This is a genomic window from Bacillus sp. FSL E2-8900 (genome assembly GCF_037966225.1).
Classification (GTDB): domain Bacteria; phylum Bacillota; class Bacilli; order Bacillales; family Bacillaceae_G; genus Bacillus_A; species Bacillus_A cereus.
This window is the reverse complement of the sequence record NZ_CP150193.1, coordinates 2301180-2325777: the sequence shown is the minus strand read 5'-3', so window position 1 is coordinate 2325777 and position 24598 is coordinate 2301180. Positions and strand designations below refer to the sequence as shown.

The following is a 24598-nucleotide window of genomic DNA, read 5'->3' as shown; positions in this document are numbered from 1 at the left end:
AACCCCCGCTTTTAATATTATTAGTTTGCATGGATATTATAAACAGTTTCACTCCACCAAAAATTATTATTGTTATGGAACGTACTGAAATTATGATTATAATGATCACCATACCAAGGGTCCATGTATGTTATATAATCTGTTCCATTTGTCCCTTTATAAAACCCATCAAGTACTAGAAAGTGTCCGATGTTAGCTCCATTTTGCCACATAATGAGTGCAATCATCGGCTGATTACTATTAATTTGACTTTTGAACCAATCATAAGATTTTGCTCCAGAACTTATAGCTGAGCTAACACCATATCCCGATAATCCATATTGTATTTCACGTGAAGTTGCAGGATTATTATATGATCCACCCTTAACATACCTAACGTACTGATCTTGTGATGGAGTTTTCCCAAAATAATTTAAAACTGAAACCGAAGTGCCTGCCCAACACCAATTTGACCTTTCTTGTAATATGTTAGGTACAGATAATTTACGATCTATTGATGTATTTGGAGGATTTCCATTAATATACGCTGACGTTACATATACTTTTTTTCCATCTTTAAAATAATAAAACCAACGATTATCTAAATTTCCTGTCCAGTAATCTTTAACCGCTTCACCATACTCCCATCCTTTAAAAGATACTTTTGTATTTCCGGGAATCACATCTACAATATTTGCATTTAAACTTTTTGCCTCTCTAACATTTACATTCAATGGAGCTGTTGTTCCTGAAAATTCAACTTCTTCTGCTATTATTTTCTGAACACCAATAAAACTAAATGTGAAGAACAATAAAAACATACAAACAATAAAATGCTTTCTTTCCTTCATTTCTCCACCCCTTCATCAGTACTAAAAAACATCAACAATTCATCCTTATTAATTGTTCAAGCTTAATATTACATACTAACGAAAAATGACTTCTCATAAAGTAAAACTTTAATCAGTAGTGGTTTTATTCATCCCCCACTGATTATTAGTTGAACCCATCGGGCTTCCCGGCAAATAGCGGGATAAATTCCAATACAAAAAAGGAGCCTATAAATTTTTATAGGCTCCTTTTTATTTCGTCGTTATTACTTAGCTAATTCTTTCGTACCCTTCATTACATCAATGAAGAATCCCCAGTTATTCACTACAGAAGAGATACTGATATGTTCATCTGGAGTGTGGACGTTAAAGATGTCTGGTCCGAATGAAATTGCATCTAATTCAGGCATCTTTTGAACGAATGCGCTACACTCAATCCCCGCATGTACAGCGAAGATTTCAATTTCTTTATTGTATTTTTCTTGATGTACTTTTTCAAATAAATTACGAATTTGTGAGTTTGGATTGTATGGCCATTCTGGATACTCTGACTCTATTTCAAATGTAGCACCAACTAATTCAGCAATATATTTGATTTCTTCTGCAACATGTTGTTTTAAACTACTTACAGAACTTCGCACTTCGTTACGTAATTTAATTTCATCTCGCAACGTTTCAATAACACCTAAATTCGTTGAGCTTTCTACAAGGCCTTTAATATCCATGCTCATACTTTGAATGCCATTTGGAATTAAGAATAATGATGAAATAAGCTGCTTTTGTGTCTCTTTAGCAAATACTTTTTCAACTGTTTCATCCAATTTTGTCAGTGTAACATGAACATCTGGATCAACAGCACGCATTTCTTCTTGTAATACACGTGTCCATGATTCTAGTTTTTCTTCTACTTGTCCTACATCTTCTGTACGAATTAAAATTGTAGCTACACTTTCACGCGGAATTGCATTCGTTTTTAATCCGCCGTGAACTTCACTTATGTAAAACTCCGTATGTGCTGATAAATCACGTAATACTCGTCCTAATACTTTGTTCGCATTACCGCGTTGTTTATCAATTTCCATACCAGAATGGCCGCCTTTTAGACCACCAACATATAGACGGTATGCATCCATATTCGCTGGCGTTTCATCCCAAATTACGGGAATTGTTTCAACAGCTTTCGCACCACCTGCACTACTTACAAGTAATTTATGATCTTCTTCAGAATCAATATTTATAAATATCTTTCCTTCAAAATGATTTGGATCAATAGCAAAAGCCCCGCCCATTGTCGTTTCTTCTTCAGTAGTGATAACGACTTCAAGTGCTGGATGCGGAATTTCTTTTGAATCTAATAAAGCTAATGCATACGCAACTGCAATACCATTATCAGCACCTAAAGTTGTTTGATTTGCATATAACATGTCCCCAATGATTCGTAATTCAATTGGATCTTTTTCAAAATCATGTACTGTTGCTTGATTTTTTTCGCAAACCATATCCATATGACCTTGAATAATAATAGCTGGTACATTTTCATAACCTGCTGTTGCTTCTTTTTTAATAATGACATTTAATGCTTCATCTTGAATGACTTCTAAGTTACGCTCTTTTGCAAAGCCCACTAAATAATCACTAATTTCCTTTTCATTACCTGATCCTCTAGGAATCTTTGAAATTTCTGCAAAATGATAAAATACAGGGTGCTTTGTTAATTGTTCTAAAGTAGAATACATTTTTCAAGCTCCTCTCAAAATGAAAAAATAATATGTAAGTCTCATATCATTATACCACGATTCATTATTTTACCTTTCTTTTAACTTTTATTGTTCATTTTATGTACAACACTCTTACAACATTGTAAGGGCGTTGTAAGCTATATCGATTTTTCACATTTAATAATAGTCGTATACTTTTTAAAGAAACACATTAAAGGAGATAAAGAAAATGAAAAAGTTTTTAGCAATTATTACACTATGTTTATTATTTTTTAGTTTTACTATTGGCTGTGAGAGAGCGTCACTAAATAGAATTGGTAAAGATGTATATTACATGCAGATAAAAGGCGAAGGAACTATCGAAAAAGTAGATCATAGAAACTTACGAAACTATACGCTGTCCGCATTTGATGAAGATGGCGTCAAAAAACAAATTACATTTAGAAGTACAAAAAAAGAAAACAATCATAAATTAAATGAAGACGCGTTTTTACGCCTTTATGTAGATCAAGATGATAATAGCAACAATGAAATATCATCAATTGAAGTAAAGTCCTATGAAGAGATTCAGAAAACAGATTTACCTAAAAAAGTAAAAGATAAGTTTACTATTAAATAAAAAACAAAAGAAAATGCTCTATGCATTTTCTTTTGTTCTTTTCACCTGTATATATTTTGAACTACTATTATTCATCAGTTTCTCTAACCGATTTATATTCTCCGTTAATGCACCTTTCACAAGAGAGAAATCTGTATTGGATTCTTCTTTTTTTTCTTTAAAAAACGAAGACTTTTGTACATTGACTTCAGCCATCTCTTCTCCCCCTTTTCAAAAAGATACAACCTTTTATTTATATTATATAGCAAATGTAGAAAGAGTGTACACTTATGATTTTCTTTTTAATTCTTCTTCTAATTCTTCTACTTGCTGCAACGTATCCCCTTTTATTAAAGAGAAATCTGTTGTATCTTCGTTATCCTCTTTAAAAAAATCATTGTCATAATCTTTTACCACTACAATCACCTCTACATGCTAGTGTAGGAATGATTGTCCAATTTTATTCAACTTTGTCGGATTTTGTTTTTAATTTATGTATAGAAGAAAAGGACAGAAAAAGATTCTGTCCTTATTTACTAAAATAACTATGATGTATTGTTAAATTATATACATTTTCAAAATCCCGATCTTGCAGGTTATTTTTCTTTCCATCAATAACAATGAAAACGTCACTTACTATTTTTGCTGGTATAATCCCGACATTTTCCACTTGCACCGCTTTCTGCTCATTCAATTGCTCGATATGTTCTAACGGGACGATAATACTAAATTGTGAGCGAATACCACGAAAGTTTGTATTTAATTCCTTCGCAGCTTCAAAAACAACAATTTTCGCGCCAATCTTTTCCCCATATGAATCTAAAAATGCATTTAAGCTCTTTGTATATTCCTCTTCCGTATGCCATTCCATCGTACCGAATACTGCTGGATTAACATTTTGAATAATTGTCGTGTATATTTCTCCTCTTGCTTTAGATGCAATTAATGATCGTTTTATGGATTGAACTGTCTTGCCAATATCGCTAAATTTTGCACCCCATATTTCTGAAATATTAGGCGTTAAAATGAACGCAATATCAACAAAAATAACCATTGCAGTAAACATTAAAAGATTTTTCCAGAGGGTTAAATCGATTCCTTTTATCATGAAATACACGGTGACAGATATGATAAACAAACCATACCAAGTCTTTCTAATACGTTGCTTTTTCTCCTCGTACAACTCCTCATTTTTCCAATAAAAGAAAACAAGGACTACAAAGACAATCGCTAAAACAAATAAGCCAATTCGAATGTTAGAGATCATTAATCACATCACCCTCCATTCAAAAACTACTCACGATATCATTACATGCGCAAGCTGCTCTCTTTATGACAAAAGACGTGGACAAGCTTCTAAAATTAGCTACATCGCATATATATTAGAAAGTACCACGTCTTTTATCCTGTTATTTGTGGGAAATAAGACCCCCACTGATTAAAATTTCACTTTACCATGAGTCTATATTGTATATGTAGACAAGCATTCATTTCAAATTTTCGTATTAAAAAGAAATATGTTTCGGAATTTCCCCTTCAGGTACTTCTCCATCCATACTTAAATAATAATGACGAATCGGACGTAAGTTTTCGTCTAATTCATAAACAAGCGGAATGCTAGTTGGAATATTTAATGAAACTACACCATCACTTGAAAGGTTGTCTAAATATTTTACTAGCGAGCGAATTGTGTTACCGTGTGATGAAATAATTACTTTATTACCACTTTTTAATGTCGGCGCAATTTCTGAATGCCAATAAGCAAGTACTCTCTTCTCCGTATCCTCTAAACATTCAGTTAATGGAAATTCACCTTTTTTGAGTGTTTTATATCTTGGATCGGTCGCTTCATATCGAGGATCGTCTTCAGTAAGAGCCGGTGGTCTTACATCAACACTTCTTCTCCAAATATGAACTTGCTCCTCACCATATTTTTGAGCAGTTTCATCTTTATTCAGCCCTTGCAATGCACCATAATGTCTTTCATTTAGCTTCCAAGATTTATGTATTGGAACCCAAGTAAGATCCATCTCATGAAGTACAATCCATAACGTCCGAATTGCGCGTTTTAATACAGATGTATAAGCCATATCAAAAGTATATCCGTTTTTCTTTAATATTGCTCCTGCTTCTCTCGCTTCACTTAATCCATTCTCTGATAGATCAACATCTGTCCATCCAGTAAAGCGATTTTCAAGATTCCATAAGCTTTGTCCGTGACGAATAAGTACAAGTTTTATCATTATAATTCCCCTTTCGGAAATGTGAATTTTATTGTTCCATTGCGTACACGTATAAAGTATCTAGTAATGTATCTTTTTATCCATTCACTCTATGACCAAATCATAGTTGCCAAATGTATGGATAAAATTTGTTCTTTTTCAAACGATAAAAACAGAAGTTTTTTCATTATTTTTGATCGACTGGTATTTCACGTTTCGATATCCAAGCATCAAAACCTGATCGGCTATTTGCCATTTCATTCATAACTTGGTGCCAATTGTCCTCACATGATTCACCAAATTTTGAAAAAATAGCACCCATTTGTTGTCTTTGTACATCACTCAGTTTTTTCTCTAAATCTGCACCTTTTTCTGTTAAAGACAACTGTTTTACACGTCGATCATGCATAGCTTCATTACTCTCAATTAAGCCCTTTTCCACAAGTTGACGTAGCGGCCCGTGAAGAGCTTGTTTACTTATTTCTAATAGTGATAGTAACTCATTTACACTTATCCCTGGAAAACGTGCAATAAAAAATAAAATTCGATGATGTACTCGTTGAATGCCATATTCTTTTATAATTTCATCTGGCTTTTCAGTAAATGTTTTATATGCAAAATAAAATAATGCTAATGCCTCATTCATCTGTTCTTCTTTATGTTGTGTCATCTACTTTCCCCCTGTATGTAAATTATACCACAATCTAGTAATGAATATTTTAATCAACGCATTAGAACTTATTTAGTCTATTGAAACATTCATTGCATAATTAGGAGATGATTCATTTGAAAAAACAATATACTATAAGTGCATATTTATTGGATAGACTACACGAATTAGGAATTGAACATATATTTGGCGTTCCTGGTGATTATAATCTTGCCTTTTTAGATGATGTAGTAGCACATGAAAATTTAAAGTGGATTGGAAATTGTAATGAATTAAATGCTGCATATGCAGCAGATGGGTACGCTCGCATAAAAGGAATCGCTGCTCTTATTACTACTTTCGGTGTTGGAGAATTAAGTGCTATTAACGGTATTGCTGGCTCATATGCGGAAAACGTGCCAGTTATAAAAATTACGGGTACGCCACCAACAAAAGTAATGGAAAATGGAGCAATCGTCCATCATACGTTAGGAGATGGAAAGTTCGATCACTTTTCCAATATGTATCGAGAAATCACTATAGCACAAACAAATGTAACACCTGAGCATGCTGCTGAGGAAATTGACCGTGTTTTACGTGCATGTTGGAATGAAAAACGCCCGGTTCATATTAATTTGCCAATTGATGTGTATAATAAACCAATTAATAAACCGACAGAACCTATTATAAATAAACCTATTTTAAGTAATAAAGAAGCATTAAATAAAATGCTTCTACATGCCATTTCAAAAATAAATAGTGCCAAAAAACCTGTTATTTTAGCTGATTTTGAAGTAGATCGATTTCACGCTAAAGAAAATTTACATCAATTCGTAGAAAAAACTGGGTTTCCCATCGCGACGTTAAGTATGGGAAAAGGAATATTCCCAGAAAAACAGCCTCAATTTATAGGGGTTTATACTGGTGATGTAAGTTCTCCGTACTTGCGAAAAAGAATTGATGAATCTGATTGTATTATTAGTATTGGTGTGAAGTTAACTGATACTATTACAGGTGGCTTCACACAAGGTTTTACAAAAGAACAAGTTATAGAAATCCATCCCTACACTGTGAAAATTATAGATAAAAAATACGGTCCAGTTGTAATGCAGGATGTTTTACAACATTTAAGTGATTCAATTGAGCATCGTAATAAAGATACCCTTGACGTTAAGCCATTTATTTTAGAATCATCACCTTTTACTGAAGAGTTCATTCCAAAAGCACAAATGGTCACACAAAAACGTTTTTGGCAGCAAATGTACCATTTCTTACAAGAAAACGACGTCTTAATTGTAGAGCAAGGAACACCTTTCTTTGGTAGTGCTGCTATCCCTCTACCTAATAACACTGCATATGTAGGACAACCGTTATGGGGATCTATCGGCTACACACTGCCTGCTCTACTTGGTACACAGCTCGCCAATTTATCACGGCGCAACATTTTAATTATTGGTGACGGTTCTTTCCAAGTAACTGCCCAAGAGTTATCAACTGTACTACGTCATAATTTAAAACCGATTATATTTTTAATCAATAACAACGGATACACTGTTGAACGTGCCATTCACGGCCAAAACCAACCTTATAATGATATACAAATTTGGGATTACAATAAACTATCAATGGTATTTGGGGCAGAAGAAAAAAGTCTAACATTTAAAGTAGAAAATGAATCAGAATTAGCAGAAGTCTTAACAAATATAACTTTTAATAAGAATCAACTTATCTTTATTGAAGTTATAATGAGCCAAAGCGATCAACCTGAATTGTTAGCTAAACTCGGGAAAAGATTTGGTCAGCAAAATTCTTAATATAAAAGCATAACCTAATTATACAATTGGTAGTGTAAAACTTGTTTTGAGAATAGTTTCGACACTCAAAATACATAAGGAAAAGGATGGAAAGCACCATCCTTTTCTATTTTAAGAGCGTTCTTCGACTAACGCCCCGTGCGACAAGCAAAAATTCTTAATCCATCTTTAACTTTATAGCTTTTGTCGCAATAAATGTTTTAATATGCTTATCTAATATCCTTGTTCCACCAAAATCATCCTCATAAAAACCTGTTATAGCAAAACCAGCTTCAATTTGGCCTTGGATTTGGTCTTCTAAAGTATGCGCATATTCTATTGTTTGATTTGAATCGATGTAATCTTGAACTTCATCCTCTGGTAAATAATCCAATGTTGATGAAGGAATTGAATGTTTAACATCAAGAATACCTTTTTGTTCTTGGTTATCATCAAAAATCCATAGTAACGGATTTGTAAATCCAGCAATAAGAATACCTTTATTCTTTAAAACCCTAGAAACTTCATTCCATACAAAATGAACATCTTTTACAAACAAGTTAGAGACAGGATTTACAACAATATCAAAATATTCATCCTCAAAGTCACCAAGGTCTGACATATCTCCTTGTACGGTTTTTAAAGTCAAACCATCCCGTTTTGCTACCTTTTCATCTTGTTCCAATTGCTTCTTAGATATATCAGTAACTGTTACATCTGCTCCAGCAGCAGCTAGAACAGGTGCTTGTTGTCCGCCACCTGATGCTAAGCAAAGTATCTTTAATCCATCTAATGACTTTGGAAACCACTTTCTAGGAACTGATTTTTCCGTAGTGACTGTAATTTCCCATTCACCTGATTTGCTTTTCTCAATAACCTCGCTACTTACAGGCTGCGTGTATCTAGAACCTTCTTCAACCTTCTTATCCCATGCATTACTGTTTTGTTGTGTAGTATCCATTGCGATTAGTCCTCCTAACGATCTAGTTGCATTCAATGTGTAAGCTTAATGCTTTCCTTTTTCTATTAACCTGCCTAATAGTTCATACATAGTTGTCTATATTTACATTAACAGATAAATGCAAAAATCACTAAAAAAATTCTAAAAAGACAAAAAATTACACATCTATTCCATTCATTTAAACTAATTATAGAATTGTTAACTTTTAAACAACTCACTTCCACATAAAAAAAGCATTCCAAACCTGTTGACAGTTGGAACGCTTTTTTATGTTATTTCATTTTTCAAGCTTTTAACTAAATCGATTAAACAAATAAGTTACGCTTTTTCTTTTTTATTCAGCAAGAGTTAACTGCCAAGATACACCATACTTATCATTTAACCAGCCAAACTTTTTACTAAACGGATAAGAACCTAAAGGCATAAGAATTGCTCCATCCTGCGCTAGTTTATGAAAGACCGTATCAATTTCTTCTTCTGTCTCACAAGTTACATAAAGAGACATAGCTGGAGTGAATGTAAAATTATGATTTACATAACTATCAATACACATAAACTCTTGGCCATTTAACGTAAAAGTTGCATGAATTACAGTTCCCTCTTTACCAGGTCCATTTTCATCGTAGCGAGAAATACTTACAATTTCCGATTGATCAAATAGCGACGTATAAAAATTCATTGCTTCCTCAGCTTTGCCTTCAAACATTAAAAACGTAGTAATTTTTTGATTTGTGTTACTCATATGGAGACAGCCCCTTGTTATATATTTATGTAAAACATAAGTCGGCCAAAAACCGAACGTATATTCCTATAAGTGTATTGTCTATAAAAACGATGAGTTTGTCAATTATCTACTTTATTATTTCTTCTTAAATAATGCTGTCCAAAGAAATGATTCTCCAAACATTTCTTTCGGTTGTTTCATTTGTTTCATCCTTCTAATCTCAATTACCTCAAATTCTTTAAATATCTCTCTTAACTTTTCTTCCGAGTATGCAAGACCACCTTGTAGACTCCATCCTCTATATACATCCCAATCTGTTATTTCCGATCCATTTCGCTCATCTAAATCGCCTGCCGCAAAACATGTTAATCCGAAATAACCACCCGATTTTAATGAGTTTTTAATTAAATCCACATAATTTATTCTTCTATGCGGTGGAATGTGATGCAAACAGCCCGAATCGTATACAAAACCAAATTCGTTTTGAACCTCTAAATTAAAAATTGAATCACAAATAAAATGAATTGCTACCCCTTTTGCCAATGCCCTTTCTTTAGCCCAATTAATGCCTTCTACAGATAAATCCACTGCTGTTACATCAAATCCTTGAGTTGCTAAATAAATGGCATTTCTACCTGGACCACATCCAAGTTCTAATACCTTCCCTTTTGAAACTCTCTCTTTTTGTATATACGAAACTAGATTCTCATCTGGAACATTTTCAAAAAACGGAACATCCTTTTCTCTATTCTCATAAAACTCATTCCAAAATGGTTCTGCAGGTCTTAATAATGAATCAAGCATTTTTAAAATGTCTTCTTGTGTGTGTAACGTTTCAGTTTTCATTAATACCCCTCCATAAATTAATAGTCAGAAAATTATTATATATCTTTTCGAACTTTCAAACAAAGAAAAAACTCCTATATTCAATAGGAGTTTTTGTCTTTAAAATCCGAGTACAGCTAACCATTTTAACAATTTCTCTTCTCGCGCTTTTAAATCATCATTCCTAAACTTGCCTAGTTGTATTTCACTAACAACTTCTCCGTCCTCCATAAAAAGAACTCTTTCTGTTTTCTCTACTACCTATACAACATGAGTCACTTAAGAAGGTTACTTTGCTGAAAAATAAAGCCGATTTCGTTAAGGGATATTTTTGCTAACGCCTCTTCTTTCATACATGTTATTTCATACAATCATACTTTTCTAATAAAATAACGCTTTTGTTCACTTTTTTGATACATTTACGAAACATTCATGTGTTACCTTCATTAAGTTCTTTTCTTTTTATAATGTCGTGTGAGATATACCAACAGAGGAAGCCCTAGATCCCCTAATCCTAGGGCTTTTTTATAAGAATTTTATACATTTTATTATTTCCACTAACTCTTTAAATTGTATATACATAATATAAAATTTTCATGTTGTTATATTTTTTGATGGCCTCTTATCTTTCCTTAAAAGGCTTTTTTTCAAATAACGCTTTTATTTAATTTATATTTAAAAAGTTCCTTTTCATAAAGACTTCCCTTATATGCTATACTCATTCTTAAATAATTGTATAAGGAATGTTAAAAATGGATGATAGATCGTCAAGACAATGGAAATTGCGACAAAAGTTAAGAGCACTGAAAACCAAAAACAACAATGACACAAACCCTTTGTTTAGTGAATGCCTTGAATCCCTAGGAAACGAAACTCTCATTTTCTCCCAAGAAAAAAGCCAGCAGATTGCTATTATTTTAATGAATTCATTTCCTATAACTGTCTCGGGAAGAATAGATTGGGAACAGATAGATAACCAATTCATAGCTTCGAACAAAGAACAACTAATTTCCCTTATTAGAGCAAACCAACTAGATTTTGACGAACAGATTTTTATAATATGGGATAACTATGAAATCCCTGTAGTAAGTACAAATCTTGATAAAGTATTCCAATCATTAGTTGACGTTGATGCAGTCAGTTTTTATTACTGGATATTAGACAAAGAATATAGATTCGTAATTGAAATAAATGATAAAGAATTGATTAGGATTGGGTTTCGCTAATACTCTAAGCATATGAAGCTAGTTCCCTTCATTTCTTAATATTCTCTTCGTCACCACCGCTATTATTATCATTATGAAACTTATAGCTAATATAGGTAAATAAATTTTCGTACTGAATCCTTCAAACATAAAACCATATACGACTTGCCCAATTGGTGCCATACATTGAGATACCGCTGTTATAATTGCCATTACTTTTCCTAGATTTTCATTTGGTGTTTTCTTTTGGACTACAGTAATCACATAGATGGATACAATTGTCATAATCATTGCGATTAGAAGAGAAGAAAGTATAAAGAGGATAAATGGTGGATAGTATCCTAAATTAAGAGTAAACGGTGTAACTGATAGTGCCACTGGTATAACTAATAAAGCTATGATAAGCATCCAATTATATAATGTTTTCATCTGTAACTTTTTAGCAAAGAAACCGATTGACAATGCCCCTAATATGGTTGCAAAATCAATTAATCCCATTCCAATTCCATACATCATATCGCTACTCTGCATAGTTACTCGTAATATAATAGGTCCTCCGACAACAAATAACGGTGTCAAAATTAAATTTAGTAAAGCTGCAAGTAACATAGCCTTCAAAATAAAAGGTTGCTTTAAAACACAAAGAAAACCTTCTTTCATATCTTTTACAATTGTCGGTACGATATGGCCTTCCTGTATTCTTTTTATAAATGGTATTGTAATAAACATTTGTAAAATCGCAGATAAAAAGAAAGCAAAACAACTTGTTATTACGAGCATTTTCAAACCGATTATGCCGTATAATAGTCCTCCTAGTACAGGTGCAACTATATTAGATAATGCTTGCACACCATTTACGATACCGTTCGCTTGTTCTAACTTTTTCTCTGGGACTAATTGCGGAATACTTGCCATAACAACTGGTGCGTACATTGCACTAACGACTGCTAGTAAAAACATAATTGTTCCAATCAATAAAATAGATATCGATTCAGTTAATAACAAAACTATAAAACTTAATACAATAGCAGCGTTTATAAAATCCAAAATGACCATTACATTACGGCGGTTGAAACGATCTGCTATCGCTCCGCCAAGAGGAGCTAACAAAAACGGGATACTCGTTACGGCATATAACCCTGCAAATATATCGGCACGTCCTGTTATATCTAGCACATATAAAGACAGTGCAAAACGTAATAGTGTTGAACCTAAAATAGTAATAATTTGACCACTTACCATTAAGTGAAAATCTTTCAAGGAAGATTGAATACTTGCTGGCATCCTCATCACATCCTTCATTTAGTTAGACCGACTGCCGGTCGATAATACTCAAACAGAAAATCACTATTTCTGTTTAATTAAAACTTCCATCATATAATCAAAAGATCCCTCTTTCGCTCCGACAGATGCTTCCATCATTTTGATATAAGCTTTAGCTCTGTTTATCATTTCTTCCGGTTTCCACTGGAATAAACCATCATCAAATATGACTTGTGCTGAAGAGAGTAATAATTCAATTGTTTCTTGTGGGTATGGAGTAGAAAATATGCCTTCTTCTATTCCTTGCTCTAAAACTTCCGTTAATATAGGAGATAAATGTATAATGGATTGCACTAAACTTTTCTGATGCATTTCTGCATTATTCGGTTGATGGAATTGTTCAATCATTTTTTCTTTTACATCTCCTGATTTTGGTGATTGTTCCATTAAAATTTTAAATAACTTATCTAAAACGGGGATATCGGGATTGGAGACAATCCTTTTCGCCTTAGTGACATCCTCTTTAATAATCCTCATAATGATTTCATCCATTACTTCCTCTTTCGACTTAAAATAATGATAAAACGTCCCCTTTGCTATACCTATTTCTTTTAAAATGTCATTTACGGTTGTTTTCGTATAACCTTTCTTAAGAAACAAACGCTCAGCTGTTTCTAAAATTTCCTTTCTACGCTCCTCATACTCCTTTACAATTCGCATTCAAGTTCTCCTTCCCACCTGACCGACTGTCGGTCTATTAAAATTATATGTTTAGTTTGCAAAAAGTTTCCTATTATTGTATATACAACATCCTACTTTCTATTTCCTTTATAAATTTTTATTTTTTAACGTACGCTCAATTTGTTTAAAACGTATCTCATGTTTTTTATCGTCACCTTTCATTTTAGGAAAAGAACGATGCCCTCCGCTTGATCCTATTTTTCTCGATTCTTCATCCAGACGCACAATACTTTGTAGTTTTTCAGCTCCTTCACCACAAGTCAGCGCATCTCCTTTACATCGATGACTTCAAAAAATGACATTTGATTCATACGATACGGTTCCCCCTCCGTTCAATCTATGTATTTATCAATGGAGTATTTTGTTGAGTTCCAATATGTAATATTGCATATTTCGCACTTTTAATTTTCGCACATGCGATAATTTATTTATAAAAATATAAATTATTAATAAGGGTGATTTATATGAGCAAGTTCCGAAAGAAGATGATTAAATATTTGCAAACATTTTGGGGATGCTTAGCATTTGGTGTATTAATGTTTGCTATCTTCTTAATTACGGATTTAACAGATGCATCTTTAAATACATTAGGCTGGAGAGACTGGCTAGGTTCTGTAGCAGGCGCAACCATTTTATCTGTTGGGATGTTTACTTTAAATAAATTGAATTTAAAATAAATATTCGGTCAATACTGTATGTAGGCTGTATGCCAACATTCATTTAAAGTAGTCTTCTCTGTATCTCCTTGTATTGAGCAGTTAGCTTTTGCTAGCCGCTCTTTTATTTTGTTCCGGTTCTTGCCCTATCTACTTTCCCCCAATAAGTACACATATCTATTCCCCATTGCTACAAAATGAAATCTTTATTTTGTTTTACGGATCGCTTCTTCAATTAGCCAAGATACAATATTAAAATCATTAGCTTCACCCTTTAAAGATGTTCCCTTCCAAAAGTATTCTTTCATCACTTCAAATAATTCTTCAACAGCTTCAATTCATCTCATATTCATTTTCCCTTTCTCCCAAATAACTATTTTGTTTTACTAATTAGCTGATTAATTTCACAAACACCTTTTAAACATTCCATGTTTCTTCACCTCTTGAATATTTTTCAAACAAAAATACATACTATTTTCAAGCCGCCGTTTCCACGGCTAATACCTCTTTCTTTTGTTACAGCAAAAGCAGGTAGGTTCTTCACTTATCTGCTTTCTCTGTATATTTTTTAAGAAATCGAAAATAATACCAACAAGCTGTTTGAACTAGCAGCTTCACTCTTCTCGCAATGGGGATGCAAATTATCACAATTAGCTAACTCATTGAACTCACTGGCAGACAACCAAAATCGTTGTCTGCTTTTTGTATGAGATTTTTCGTTTTACATATACTACTTTTGAACCTGCAGACCAATACGAGCCATTTTGGTGCTTGGGATTTCCCTTCCGGGGATAAGTATTTTTTACTTATCCCTTTTTTGTATAGACACGTATATTTAGGGTAAAACTAATTACAAGCAGATTTTCTGTTTATGCGTAGTTCTAAACAAGATTACTTTTTCTCCTATTAAAGGACGGCAGGTACGACTGCTAGTCCTTTTTTCTTATTTCGCATGCTGTCCCTTCTGGTAACTTCATTCTTCATTACCTTCATCATCATAGTAAGCAATTTACTAATAAGGATGGCAGTTGTGCCTCTTGAGTTCCCCATCGAACAAAAAGAACAAATTATTTTTCCAGTTTCCAACGATCGTACCCCAATACGAGTTAAATTCTTCATAAACTTCTCTTGTCCCCTTTCGATAATTGCGGAACGTGTAATGAAAATACTCGCTCACTTTAATACCTTTTCTTTCAACCAAAGTGTTCTGCCGAAATAATAGACATAATAAGTTCCGTTCTCTTTTGCTACTGCATAACATTCCCGTACCGTTTGAATATATTACAAATTGCTTTCTCTCGATTTTTCCGCTTAAATATTTTTTATGCATAAGTTGCACTTGTTCTTGAATTGCGACATGGTAGTAATACCCTTGCTCTACTGGTTTTGGACTATAAAATTTCCTTTATAAATTTCAAATTCGGTGAATGAAATTTTTGTTTTTTCTTGCCATCATCCTTGTTGTATACAAACAAAAAAAGAGCCACAATATTTTGCGACTCTTTTACAATTATAACTATTTAACGGCCACGTCTTTGCTGACCTTGCTTTGTACTACCTTTTTTATTACTTGGCTTATTAAATGATCGGTTATTTTCATTTCTAGAACTATTTCTCGAACTATTTCTTGAATCACTTCTTGAGCTATTTCTCGAATCACGTCTTGATTCACTTCTTGAACCTTCGTGGCTATCTCTTTGACGATTTTGACCTGATTTCTTCGGAGCCGGCTTTGGTACCGGTTTTCCATTTTCATCTACACGTTTTATCTTCGGTTGTTCGATTATTTCTCTTTGTATTGGTGCACCAAGCGTTTTTTCAATTTCTTCTAAATGTTTTTCATCTTTCGCTGCAACGAACGTAATTGCAAGACCTGATCCACCTGCACGTCCTGTTCGGCCAATGCGATGAATGTAACTTTCTACATCTTCAGGGATATCATAGTTAAATACGTGCGTTACACCATCTACATCAAGTCCACGAGCTGCTACATCCGTTGCGATTAAGTACTGAATTTTAGCTTCGCGGAAACTCTTCATAACTCTTTCACGTTTCGCTTGAGGTATATCACCATGAAGTTCAGCACAATTATAACCTAGTCCTTTTAAATTATCATAAAGCTTACTTGCTCTAACCTTTGTACGACAGAAAATAACAGCTAAAAATGGCTGATCACGATCCATAACAAAACGAAGTGCATCTGGCTTTGCACGATCTGTCGTCTCAATGACACGCTGCTCAATTGTATCTACCGTTACTTCTTCACTTTGTACTTGAATCATTTGCGGCTCATCCATATAACGCTTCGCCAATTTTTTAATATCTTTTGGCATCGTTGCTGAGAATAACATCGTTTGTTTACTACCTGGTGTCTCATCTAAAATATCTTCAATATCATATAAGAAACCAAAATAAAGCATTTGATCCGCTTCATCTAGTACAATCGTTGAAAGATTACTTAAATCAATTGTTTCACGTCGTATATGATCTAATAATCGTCCTGGTGTTGCAACAACAATATGTGTATTACCTTTTAATTTTCTCAATTGTTGTGCTACATCTTGCCCACCATAAATCGCTAGTACATTAATATCTTCTCTTTGAACAAGCATTTTTTTAATTTCAGTTGTAATTTGCAGAGCTAGTTCCCTTGTTGGTGCAACAATTAAGGCCTGAACATCACTAGACTCTGGATCGATTTTTTCTAAAATCGGTAACACGAATGCTAACGTTTTACCCGTTCCTGTTTTCGCCTGCCCAATAATATCTTTACCTGACAGAATAACTGGAATTGCCTTCTCTTGAATTGGTGTTGCTTCTGTAATTCCATTTTCACGTAATGTATGATTAAAAGTTTCACTAATTCCTAATTCTAAAAAGTTTTTCAAATAGACCACTTCTTTTCCTTATTTTTCACATTAGCTTTCATTGTACCATTTGTTTCGCCAAATATGAAAAATAAAAAAATTCTTATCTTCTTTTTTTATATTCATCGTGTACTAGATGAACAAATTCTTTTTGCTTTTTCTCGGATTTTATTAATGTTTCCATTGTAAAAGAATATGAAATGAATTGTAAGGAACATATACTTACTCCTACAAAATTCCCATTCGAAATTCACGAATTTCAAGGGTACATCTATAACGATTACTTAAACCTCCAATACTACAATGAAGATATTAATGGGATTTTAAAAATCACTGTTTCACCAGTTCAAAATAAATTAGGCTTCTATGTACATAGGGGAGCTAAGTTCTACAGTTTAAAAAATAATATGAACGCATTATATAATCCTCATTTTGATTCAGCATATGAACTTATCTTTCAGAAGAATGGTTTTCAATATACAATTGCAATTGGTAACAAACGCTATATACAAGGAAAACATAACGTAAAGGATTTAATTAAAATTGCAGAATCTATGAATTAAAAAAACGATCTTTTCGATATAGGAAAGATCGTTTTTTTATTATTTTATACAGTAAGCTTTCCTCCATGATAGCAATAATACTGTGCTGCTTTAAAACTTTTAATCCTATTTAAAGACTGTTTCGCTTTTTCTATATCCAAACAAAAATTCGGATTAGCTATTACTAACTCACGATTCTCTTGAACAGCCGCATCTCCCGTAATTACACAGTCTAAATTCGGAAAATATAATGAAATATGCCCCGAAGTATGTCCTGGCGTCGCTACTATTTGACATTCATTATTCAAAATCATTTGACCATCATGCACTTTTTCATCGACGGAAATATGTTTTATATTTTTTAACTGTTGTATAAACCATTTACCAAATTCTTTTTCTTCATTTGGCATACGTTCTAACATTTCTTCAGCTTGAACTAACCTCTCTGATTTTATATCACCACTAATATAGTTAGATTCAATTTCACTAGCAATAACATTAATGTGAGGATATTTCACTTTAAAATCGTATACAGACCCTATATGGTCATCATCATAATGAGTAATAATTATATTTTTTAAGTTTTTCATCTCATATCCATGTTTTAATATTGCATTTTCAATTAAAGGTAAAAAACTTGTATATCCTGTATCGACTAATGTTAATTCATTATGTACTATAATTAAACTTGGATAAACACATTGTTTTTGCCCGTTAAATTCGAATTCAATTGGTAGTTCTATTATTTTCATTTTTCTTCCCCCATACCGCTTATAAAATGCATAATAATAACTAAATCATCCACATACATCTTACAATATATATACTATGTAACGGAACAATGTGAATCATTGTATAATCCACATTATATTATTTTGAACAGGTAATCCCTTATTTTTATGGAAATATATAATAAGAAAAACAATAAAATTGATTAATCTTTCACTTCTTTGTCCATCCTTTTAAAAAATCTATGTTTTGTAAAAGGAGTGTTTATATGGAGAAACAGACACTTTGGAAAAAGTTCAAAAAAAGCTCTGTAAACCTCGGTAAATCTAGCGTATATGAAAGTATTATTTTATTCTACACAATGAAAAAGAAAGAATTACCTACTAAAGCGAAATTCATAATATTAGCCGCTTTATCTTATTACGTATTAACAATCGATTTCATTCCAGATATAGCTGCTATTATTGGGATTGGCTTATTAGATGATGTTTTAGCAATCGCTGTAGCGCATAAATACGTTATGAGACACGCAGATGCTGAAATTCGAGAAAAGAGCAAAATAAAGATGGAGTCATTATTTACTTCAGCACAAGCATAATGAAACTATCTAGTCATTTACCTACCTTTTTACTTTCAAATAAAGCTAACTGTAATTAATGATAGTTCCACCTCACTGAATATTACTCTTCACCATGAGAGCATAGCAGAATAAATTCCTAATCAAAAGCTTTTCTCTTAGCTCTCAAACCGTAAACAAATAGGGAATCAGCACTTGTTCCTAAGTTCTGACTCCCTTTTATTTATTCTTATATCTATCTGTTATACAGTTTCATGCGTTCCCTTATATAAAACTGCTATTGCCGCTACTATAAGAATCATACCCATAAAAGCAGGTGCGGCATGACCAAGTGATACATAGATTTGTCCTCCAAGAATAGGACCAATCATTCTTGCTAAAGCTTGAATAGATTGGCTTCCACCTTGAATCCTTCCTTGTTCACTAGAACTGACAGACTTTGAAAGCATCCCGTTGAATGAAGGTCCGAAAATTGAATCCCCAAAACCATACATCAGCATCCCAGCGATAAGTAGTGGATAGAGTGAAAACAAAGCTGATGCCGCAATAAAACTGTATCCTATAATCTCCGAAACCATCCCAAGAATTGCTATTTGTTTATCACTAAGCTTGATCAAAAGCTTTGGCATGATAAAACTTTGTGAAACAATGTCTTGAAAGCCCAAAATTGAAAACATAAGTCCGATTAATGCAGGTTTCCAACTGAAAGTATCCATTGTAAATTGTGTAAAAATTGCTTGTAAAGATCCGTTAGGTATCCAAAGTAAAAACGCCGAGACAAGTAACCATTTTAAATTTTTCATGGAAAGTATGTTTGCTAGCTGTGCAAAAGGATTCAACCTTACAAAAGTAATCTCTTTCAATCTATTATTTTTGTCAAGGCTCTCTGGCATATATTTCATCCCATATACAACATTTAATAAAGTTATGATTGCTCCAAAATACAAAGGTACAGTAGCACCAAACTTAGCAAGTAATCCTCCAAGGGTTGGGCCAATGATAGTTCCCGCACCTACAACTGCACTCACCCATCCAAAGTATTTCGTTCTCTGCTCTTTTGGAATAATGTCTGCAAAATATGCGAAGATAGTACTTATGCTCCCGCCTGTTATTCCTTCTATTATGCGTCCAGCAAATAGTACCCATAAAGCTCCTCCTATACCAAAAACTAAGTACCCAATTGCAGAACCAAATAAGCATATTAAAAGTAATGGACGACGCCCATATTTATCGCTTAAAACTCCGAGTACTGGGGTAGCAAAAAACACGCAAGCCGCATATACGGAAGTTAGTAGTGTAACAACTAATGCTTGTTCTTCTGAATTACTTATATATGGCTGTACTAAGAATGGAACTACAGGCATGATGATACTGAAACCTATACCACAAAGAAATACAGAAATAAGTCCGAATAGTAAAGCATGTTTATCTATGTTTTTTTCAGTTTCCCTTTCATTTTGTGATCTAAATATAGACATTTAACTTCTCTCCTCAAAACATTTTGTTGCTGTGTCAACAAAATGATAACTCCATTTTGTTGATTAGTCAACAAAAATAACATGATAAAAAAGCAGCCTATTCTCATTAGAGTAAGGCTGCCCGTAAAAGCCCGATTGGTGAGGGCCGATAATCAGTGGAGATGAAGAAAACCCCCACTGATTAAAGTTTCACTTTATTATTAAAATATATTACGATTTAATATGTATACCTTGTTTCTTTATTTCCGCATCCAAATGTCTACTATACTTTTCCACAAAGCTAATTATACTGTTGAATTCTTCTTCAGTTACTTGTTCAAATACAGCTTTATCTCGCTCTTGAAACTCTTTGTGCAGATTTTCATGGATTTTATAAATTTCTTTCCCTTGTTCGGTAAGCCTAAAATAAATTTCTTTCTTATTTTCTGACTTTTGGTAGCTTTCAACAAGGCCTTTTTGTATGAGCTTCTTAGTCATTCTACTTATAGCACCGCGAGTCACATAAAAAGCCTCTGCGAGTTGTGTCACGTTAGAATCTGCATTGTTTTCAATATATTCAATGCAGTGGACTTCAGAAGACTTAAAACCTTTAAGACCCTCTTCCATCTTATCTTTATTAAGCCAAACCAGCTTATTATATAATTCCCTGAAACCGTTCATGACCTGTTCTTCTTTATTCATGCCCTACCCTCCTCACCGCTCATTAGCACATTAAAACTATTATATTAAATTTCTGCTTACGTTTCGACAATATTGAAATAATTATTATAACATTAAAGATATGTGTAAAAATAGGCGCTTAAATAAAATAATTTTTAAACAGCAAATTTTGCAAGTTTATTTCTACTTACAGTAAACGGTAGACAAAAAGTAAGAGCTAAGATCATTTCTCTTAGCTCTTCTTTCATAAAACTATTTCACTTCATTAGCGACAAAAAAGTGCTCACATACACTTGATATGCGCTGTAAGTCCACGTTCCCACCAGATATAACAGCCACTACTTTTTTCCCTTTTATATAACTATCAACTTTTCCTGCAAGAAGTGCAGCAGTTGCTAATGCACCTGCACCTTCTACAACAGCTTTCCCACGTTGTAATAAATCTTTCATCGCTACTTCCAGCTCTTTTTCTGATACAGTTACAATATCATCTACTAATTCTTTTACAATTTCAAATGTTAATTCACCTGGTATTTTAACTGCGCAACCATCTGCAATAGTAGGCGCCTCATAGTGTTCTACGATTGCTCCTTTATCGTAAGATGCCTTCATTCCATGAACATTATCTGCTTGGACACCAATTATATTAATGGATGGATTAAAAGATTTCAATGCTACAGAAATACCAGAAATAATTCCGCCTCCACCGATTGGTACAATGACAGTATCAACATCCCACATATCATCCAGAATGTCTAATCCAATTGTACCTTGCCCAGCCATTACCTCTACATCATCATATGGATGTAAGTATGTCTCACCTGTTTCCCTTATAATTTCTTCACATTTTGCCTTTGCATCATCAAAGGTTTCACCATGTAAAATCACTTCAGATCCATATCCTTTAGTTGCTTCCACTTTCGCCTGAGGTGCAGAAATTGGCATAACAATTTTACTCTTAATACCAAGTAAATGCGCTGATAATGCAACTCCTTGCGCATGATTACCTGCTGAACATGCAATTACACCTTTTTCTTTTTCTTGATCCGTGAGCCGCGACATTTTATTAAATGCGCCACGGAATTTAAAAGAACCCGTTAACTGCATATTTTCTAATTTCAAATGAATTTCTCCGCCCGTTTTACTAGTCAAGTAAAAAGATTTTACTAATGGCGTTTTACGAGCATTTCTATCTAGAATCTTGTGAGCTTTTTTAATATCGTCTATATGTAATGGGAGTTTTCTAGTTATCATACTTACACCTCTTCCAATGTTCTATTCCTAAGTTTTCGTAAGTCGTAGCTCCTTTATACGAAAAGAAAAAGTCTTTATATATGTACCCCACTCTGAAATAAACACATTTGCAAACAATTTAACATCCTCTTCATATCACGTTCTTTATAATGATTCAGGCATGCAATTTGGATCCAGTTATTCTTTTGTAAATACGCTGATTCATAATGGACAATATATCCTTGTAAAGCTAACGCATCACCTACCGTTTTAGAAGACTGACCTTCGCTTATTTGAATTGTAAATATAATTTTCGCGGCATGTTCTTTAGGTGAAACAAGCTTTAACCCCATATCAGTAATAACTTCTTCAATATACTCGTATGTCTCTTTAATTTTTACAAATACCTTTTCATCTTCAAATCTCTTCAACGCTTCTTGCAATGCATAAATTAAATTCCATGATTGTGAGTATGGAATACTTTCATTTTCTTCATACATGCCAATGTCCATATAGGCCGGCACAGCCTCGTTTATTTTTACAATGTGGTTATGAAAAACGAAAGAAATTCCTGTATATGATTTAATCGCTTTACCGCTAACACCACTTGCAAAATACACATCCTTCAAGTCTAATGGTATTGCTCCAATTGAGCTTATGCAATCTACACACAGTTTCATTTGATTCTCGTTACAAAGAGTATTTAGCTCGTTTAAATCGTTTAACATTCCAGTAGATGTTTCATGATGAACAAACCAAATCCATTCATAATTTCCAGTTGTCATAATTTCTTCTAATTCGGTATAAATAAATGGATCTCCCATTTCCTTTTTATAAGTATCAAAATGTAACCGTGCTCGTTTTGCATGTCCAACTAATCTATTACCAAATTCCCCATTTGTTAATACTAGTCCTTTCCCTTTTAAAGAACGTAACTGTAAAGCAATCGCATCATTTGCTAACGTCCCTGTTCCTAACATAAGCTGTACATGTTTTGCTTTTGTCATGTGAAGTAACCGTTTTTTCACATTGTCCATCATCACTTGAAATGACTTAGAGCGATGGGAAATAGGTCGCGTAGAAAATGCCTTTCGAACGTTCTCTTCAATATCTACTGGACCAGGTAAAAACGTATATTCTTTCGTCATAATCCCCCCAACACTCGACTCTTCAAACATAGCAGGGGTAACATACATTGGCTGGAAGGCTGCTTCTTCTGTACCAACTAACGTATGGAAAAATTTGAATCCCATTTGCTCATATAAAGCTAGTTCACGTGTTGTTGCAGAAATGAGTGCTAATTCATATCCATTTAGAAGCAAATAACGATGTAGAAAACGAATTAATCCTAACAACGCTCTTCCATTTCTATATTCACGTTCTACTGAAAGTAAACGAATTTCATACACTTTTTCTCCATGCTCTTGCAAATAAATATCTAAATTTGAAATTTTATAATCTAACGAGAATGGTCGTTTTCCCCGCACTGCGACCATACCTACTAATCTATCCTCATCTAAACAAATTAAATATGTATTTTCTTTATGAAACCGATCTATACGAAACCGTTCTTTCGTTTCTTCATGTTGTGGTATCTCTTCTACAAAAGTTTTATAATTCAATTTATGTATACTTTCAAATTCCCAATCTTGATCAGCAACTTTATAAATTAACCCCATGCCTTATCTCCTTTATCTATTTAATAAAAAATGATAAGTGGAGATTATCCCCACTTATTAAACACTCATTTTATTCTCGATTTACATATAGAATAAGTACAATAATTATTCCACTTAATATAGTGGTAACAATAGAATAAGAATAAAGAATCATACAAATTGGTAAACAAGCAATCGTAATTAGTCCTGGCTTCGTAAACCCTTTAAATATTAAATAAAATACAATAAAAATGCCTAAGAGGGTAAGCGCTATCAAATAATCAAATGCGATTAGTCCTCCTATAAATGTTGAAATACCTTTACCGCCCTTGCCTTTAAATAAAACTGGATAAATATGTCCAATAATAACGGCCAATAATGTTAACATTACGAATGTAGGATCTTCAAAAAGATATTTTGCTACAGCAACAACGATTGCCCCTTTAATTGCATCACCTAAAAATGTAGCGATGAAATACCCTTTTCCATATACGCGCCCCATATTTCTTGCGCCAGGATTTCCGCTTCCTTCATCCCTAATATCAACGTTATGTCTCAATTTTGTTACTATATAAGCGGTCAATATGTTTCCAATTAAATAAGAAGCCACCAAATATAAAAACTGCATACTATTAATCATGTAATCATTCACTTTCTACATGGGAATACATATACAATATTCAATTACTA

24 protein-coding genes and 2 pseudogenes are annotated in these 24598 nt (G+C 33.3%); 6 read left to right on the top strand and 20 right to left on the bottom strand.

Annotated features, from left to right (window positions below; all coding sequences use genetic code 11):
- Positions 1 to 20: 20 nt before the first annotated feature.
- Both NST90_RS12035 and pepD read right to left on the bottom strand, forming a co-directional pair.
- On the bottom strand, positions 21 to 830 hold the full coding sequence (locus NST90_RS12035) for a papain-like cysteine protease family protein (RefSeq protein ID WP_000664543.1): 810 nt from the start codon (positions 828 to 830) through the stop codon (positions 21 to 23).
- A gap of 245 nt (positions 831 to 1075) precedes the next feature.
- Positions 1076 to 2545: a beta-Ala-His dipeptidase gene (pepD, locus tag NST90_RS12030; protein WP_000287543.1), complete on the bottom strand. Its 1470-nt coding sequence runs from the start codon at positions 2543 to 2545 to the stop codon at positions 1076 to 1078.
- 211 nt (positions 2546 to 2756) lie between these two features.
- Between pepD and NST90_RS12025 the strand changes: the two genes are divergently transcribed.
- The gene (locus tag NST90_RS12025) at positions 2757 to 3146 is read left to right on the top strand and encodes a YxeA family protein (protein ID WP_000713865.1); all 390 of its coding nucleotides are present in this window, start codon (positions 2757 to 2759) and stop codon (positions 3144 to 3146) included.
- Between the two features lie 18 nt (positions 3147 to 3164).
- Here NST90_RS12025 and spoIISB read toward each other — a convergent pair whose 3' ends face one another.
- From spoIISB to NST90_RS12000, 5 genes are all read right to left on the bottom strand, one after another.
- Entirely contained in the window at positions 3165 to 3341 is a 177-nt protein-coding gene (gene spoIISB / locus NST90_RS12020; protein ID WP_000852629.1) for a stage II sporulation protein SB, read from the bottom strand.
- Between the two features lie 72 nt (positions 3342 to 3413).
- Positions 3414 to 3542 (bottom strand): hypothetical protein, encoded by a 129-nt coding sequence (locus NST90_RS12015; protein ID WP_000237818.1) that lies wholly within the window; start codon positions 3540 to 3542, stop codon positions 3414 to 3416.
- A gap of 112 nt (positions 3543 to 3654) precedes the next feature.
- Positions 3655 to 4392, bottom strand: a complete 738-nt coding sequence (locus tag NST90_RS12010; protein ID WP_000624977.1) for a type II toxin-antitoxin system SpoIISA family toxin — start codon at positions 4390 to 4392, stop codon at positions 3655 to 3657.
- A 238-nt stretch (positions 4393 to 4630) separates the two neighbouring features.
- On the bottom strand, positions 4631 to 5368 hold the full coding sequence (gpmA, locus tag NST90_RS12005; RefSeq protein WP_000594136.1) for a 2,3-diphosphoglycerate-dependent phosphoglycerate mutase: 738 nt from the start codon (positions 5366 to 5368) through the stop codon (positions 4631 to 4633).
- Positions 5369 to 5534: 166 nt separating this feature from the next.
- On the bottom strand, positions 5535 to 6017 hold the full coding sequence (locus NST90_RS12000) for a MarR family winged helix-turn-helix transcriptional regulator (RefSeq protein ID WP_000191886.1): 483 nt from the start codon (positions 6015 to 6017) through the stop codon (positions 5535 to 5537).
- 107 nt (positions 6018 to 6124) lie between these two features.
- On the opposite strand from NST90_RS12000, the gene NST90_RS11995 reads away from it, so the two are divergent.
- Positions 6125 to 7810, top strand: coding sequence for an alpha-keto acid decarboxylase family protein (locus NST90_RS11995; RefSeq protein ID WP_033695152.1), 1686 nt, complete (start codon positions 6125 to 6127; stop codon positions 7808 to 7810).
- A gap of 157 nt (positions 7811 to 7967) precedes the next feature.
- Here NST90_RS11995 and NST90_RS11990 read toward each other — a convergent pair whose 3' ends face one another.
- The 4 genes and pseudogenes from NST90_RS11990 to NST90_RS11975 form a co-directional block, all read right to left on the bottom strand.
- Entirely contained in the window at positions 7968 to 8750 is a 783-nt protein-coding gene (locus NST90_RS11990) for a class I SAM-dependent methyltransferase (RefSeq protein WP_000381792.1), read from the bottom strand.
- A gap of 334 nt (positions 8751 to 9084) precedes the next feature.
- Positions 9085 to 9492, bottom strand: coding sequence for a VOC family protein (locus NST90_RS11985; protein WP_000072493.1), 408 nt, complete (start codon positions 9490 to 9492; stop codon positions 9085 to 9087).
- A gap of 117 nt (positions 9493 to 9609) precedes the next feature.
- Entirely contained in the window at positions 9610 to 10320 is a 711-nt protein-coding gene (locus NST90_RS11980) for a class I SAM-dependent methyltransferase (protein WP_000846302.1), read from the bottom strand.
- A gap of 99 nt (positions 10321 to 10419) precedes the next feature.
- Positions 10420 to 10664: pseudogene (locus tag NST90_RS11975) on the bottom strand (hypothetical protein); the annotation flags it as partial.
- Between the two features lie 387 nt (positions 10665 to 11051).
- Here NST90_RS11975 and NST90_RS11970 point away from each other — a divergent pair.
- Positions 11052 to 11525, top strand: coding sequence for a hypothetical protein (locus NST90_RS11970; RefSeq protein WP_000342724.1), 474 nt, complete (start codon positions 11052 to 11054; stop codon positions 11523 to 11525).
- A gap of 18 nt (positions 11526 to 11543) precedes the next feature.
- Here the strand turns inward: NST90_RS11970 and NST90_RS11965 are convergent, their stop codons facing one another.
- Positions 11544 to 12788 (bottom strand): MFS transporter, encoded by a 1245-nt coding sequence (locus NST90_RS11965; protein ID WP_283748171.1) that lies wholly within the window; start codon positions 12786 to 12788, stop codon positions 11544 to 11546.
- A gap of 63 nt (positions 12789 to 12851) precedes the next feature.
- Positions 12852 to 13487: a TetR/AcrR family transcriptional regulator gene (locus tag NST90_RS11960; protein ID WP_001223576.1), complete on the bottom strand. Its 636-nt coding sequence runs from the start codon at positions 13485 to 13487 to the stop codon at positions 12852 to 12854.
- Between the two features lie 485 nt (positions 13488 to 13972).
- On the opposite strand from NST90_RS11960, the gene NST90_RS11955 reads away from it, so the two are divergent.
- Positions 13973 to 14185, top strand: coding sequence for a hypothetical protein (locus NST90_RS11955; RefSeq protein ID WP_000033159.1), 213 nt, complete (start codon positions 13973 to 13975; stop codon positions 14183 to 14185).
- A 1499-nt stretch (positions 14186 to 15684) separates the two neighbouring features.
- Here NST90_RS11955 and NST90_RS11950 read toward each other — a convergent pair.
- Positions 15685 to 17061 (bottom strand): DEAD/DEAH box helicase, encoded by a 1377-nt coding sequence (locus tag NST90_RS11950; RefSeq protein ID WP_283748172.1) that lies wholly within the window; start codon positions 17059 to 17061, stop codon positions 15685 to 15687.
- Between the two features lie 149 nt (positions 17062 to 17210).
- Here NST90_RS11950 and NST90_RS11945 point away from each other — a divergent pair.
- Positions 17211 to 17594 (top strand): annotated as a pseudogene (locus tag NST90_RS11945) (hypothetical protein); the annotation flags it as partial.
- 44 nt (positions 17595 to 17638) lie between these two features.
- Here NST90_RS11945 and NST90_RS11940 read toward each other — a convergent pair.
- Positions 17639 to 18325: an MBL fold metallo-hydrolase gene (locus NST90_RS11940; RefSeq protein WP_000691172.1), complete on the bottom strand. Its 687-nt coding sequence runs from the start codon at positions 18323 to 18325 to the stop codon at positions 17639 to 17641.
- Positions 18326 to 18570: 245 nt separating this feature from the next.
- Here NST90_RS11940 and NST90_RS11935 point away from each other — a divergent pair, with 245 nt between their 5' ends.
- Entirely contained in the window at positions 18571 to 18900 is a 330-nt protein-coding gene (locus tag NST90_RS11935; protein WP_000415088.1) for a DUF1232 domain-containing protein, read from the top strand.
- 221 nt (positions 18901 to 19121) lie between these two features.
- Here the strand turns inward: NST90_RS11935 and NST90_RS11930 are convergent, their stop codons facing one another.
- From NST90_RS11930 to plsY, 5 genes are all read right to left on the bottom strand, one after another.
- Complete coding sequence (locus NST90_RS11930) at positions 19122 to 20357, bottom strand: MFS transporter (protein WP_046392694.1); 1236 nt, start codon at positions 20355 to 20357, stop codon at positions 19122 to 19124.
- A 210-nt stretch (positions 20358 to 20567) separates the two neighbouring features.
- Positions 20568 to 21038 carry a MarR family transcriptional regulator gene (locus NST90_RS11925; protein ID WP_001030904.1) on the bottom strand — a complete coding sequence of 157 codons (471 nt, stop codon included), beginning with the start codon at positions 21036 to 21038 and terminating at the stop codon, positions 20568 to 20570.
- A 231-nt stretch (positions 21039 to 21269) separates the two neighbouring features.
- Positions 21270 to 22271 carry a bifunctional threonine ammonia-lyase/L-serine ammonia-lyase TdcB gene (gene tdcB, locus NST90_RS11920; protein WP_000632953.1) on the bottom strand — a complete coding sequence of 334 codons (1002 nt, stop codon included), beginning with the start codon at positions 22269 to 22271 and terminating at the stop codon, positions 21270 to 21272.
- A 74-nt stretch (positions 22272 to 22345) separates the two neighbouring features.
- On the bottom strand, positions 22346 to 23929 hold the full coding sequence (locus tag NST90_RS11915; protein ID WP_000523059.1) for an aminotransferase class V-fold PLP-dependent enzyme: 1584 nt from the start codon (positions 23927 to 23929) through the stop codon (positions 22346 to 22348).
- A gap of 70 nt (positions 23930 to 23999) precedes the next feature.
- Positions 24000 to 24548: a glycerol-3-phosphate 1-O-acyltransferase PlsY gene (gene plsY / locus NST90_RS11910; RefSeq protein ID WP_000610870.1), complete on the bottom strand. Its 549-nt coding sequence runs from the start codon at positions 24546 to 24548 to the stop codon at positions 24000 to 24002.
- Positions 24549 to 24598 lie beyond the last annotated feature (50 nt).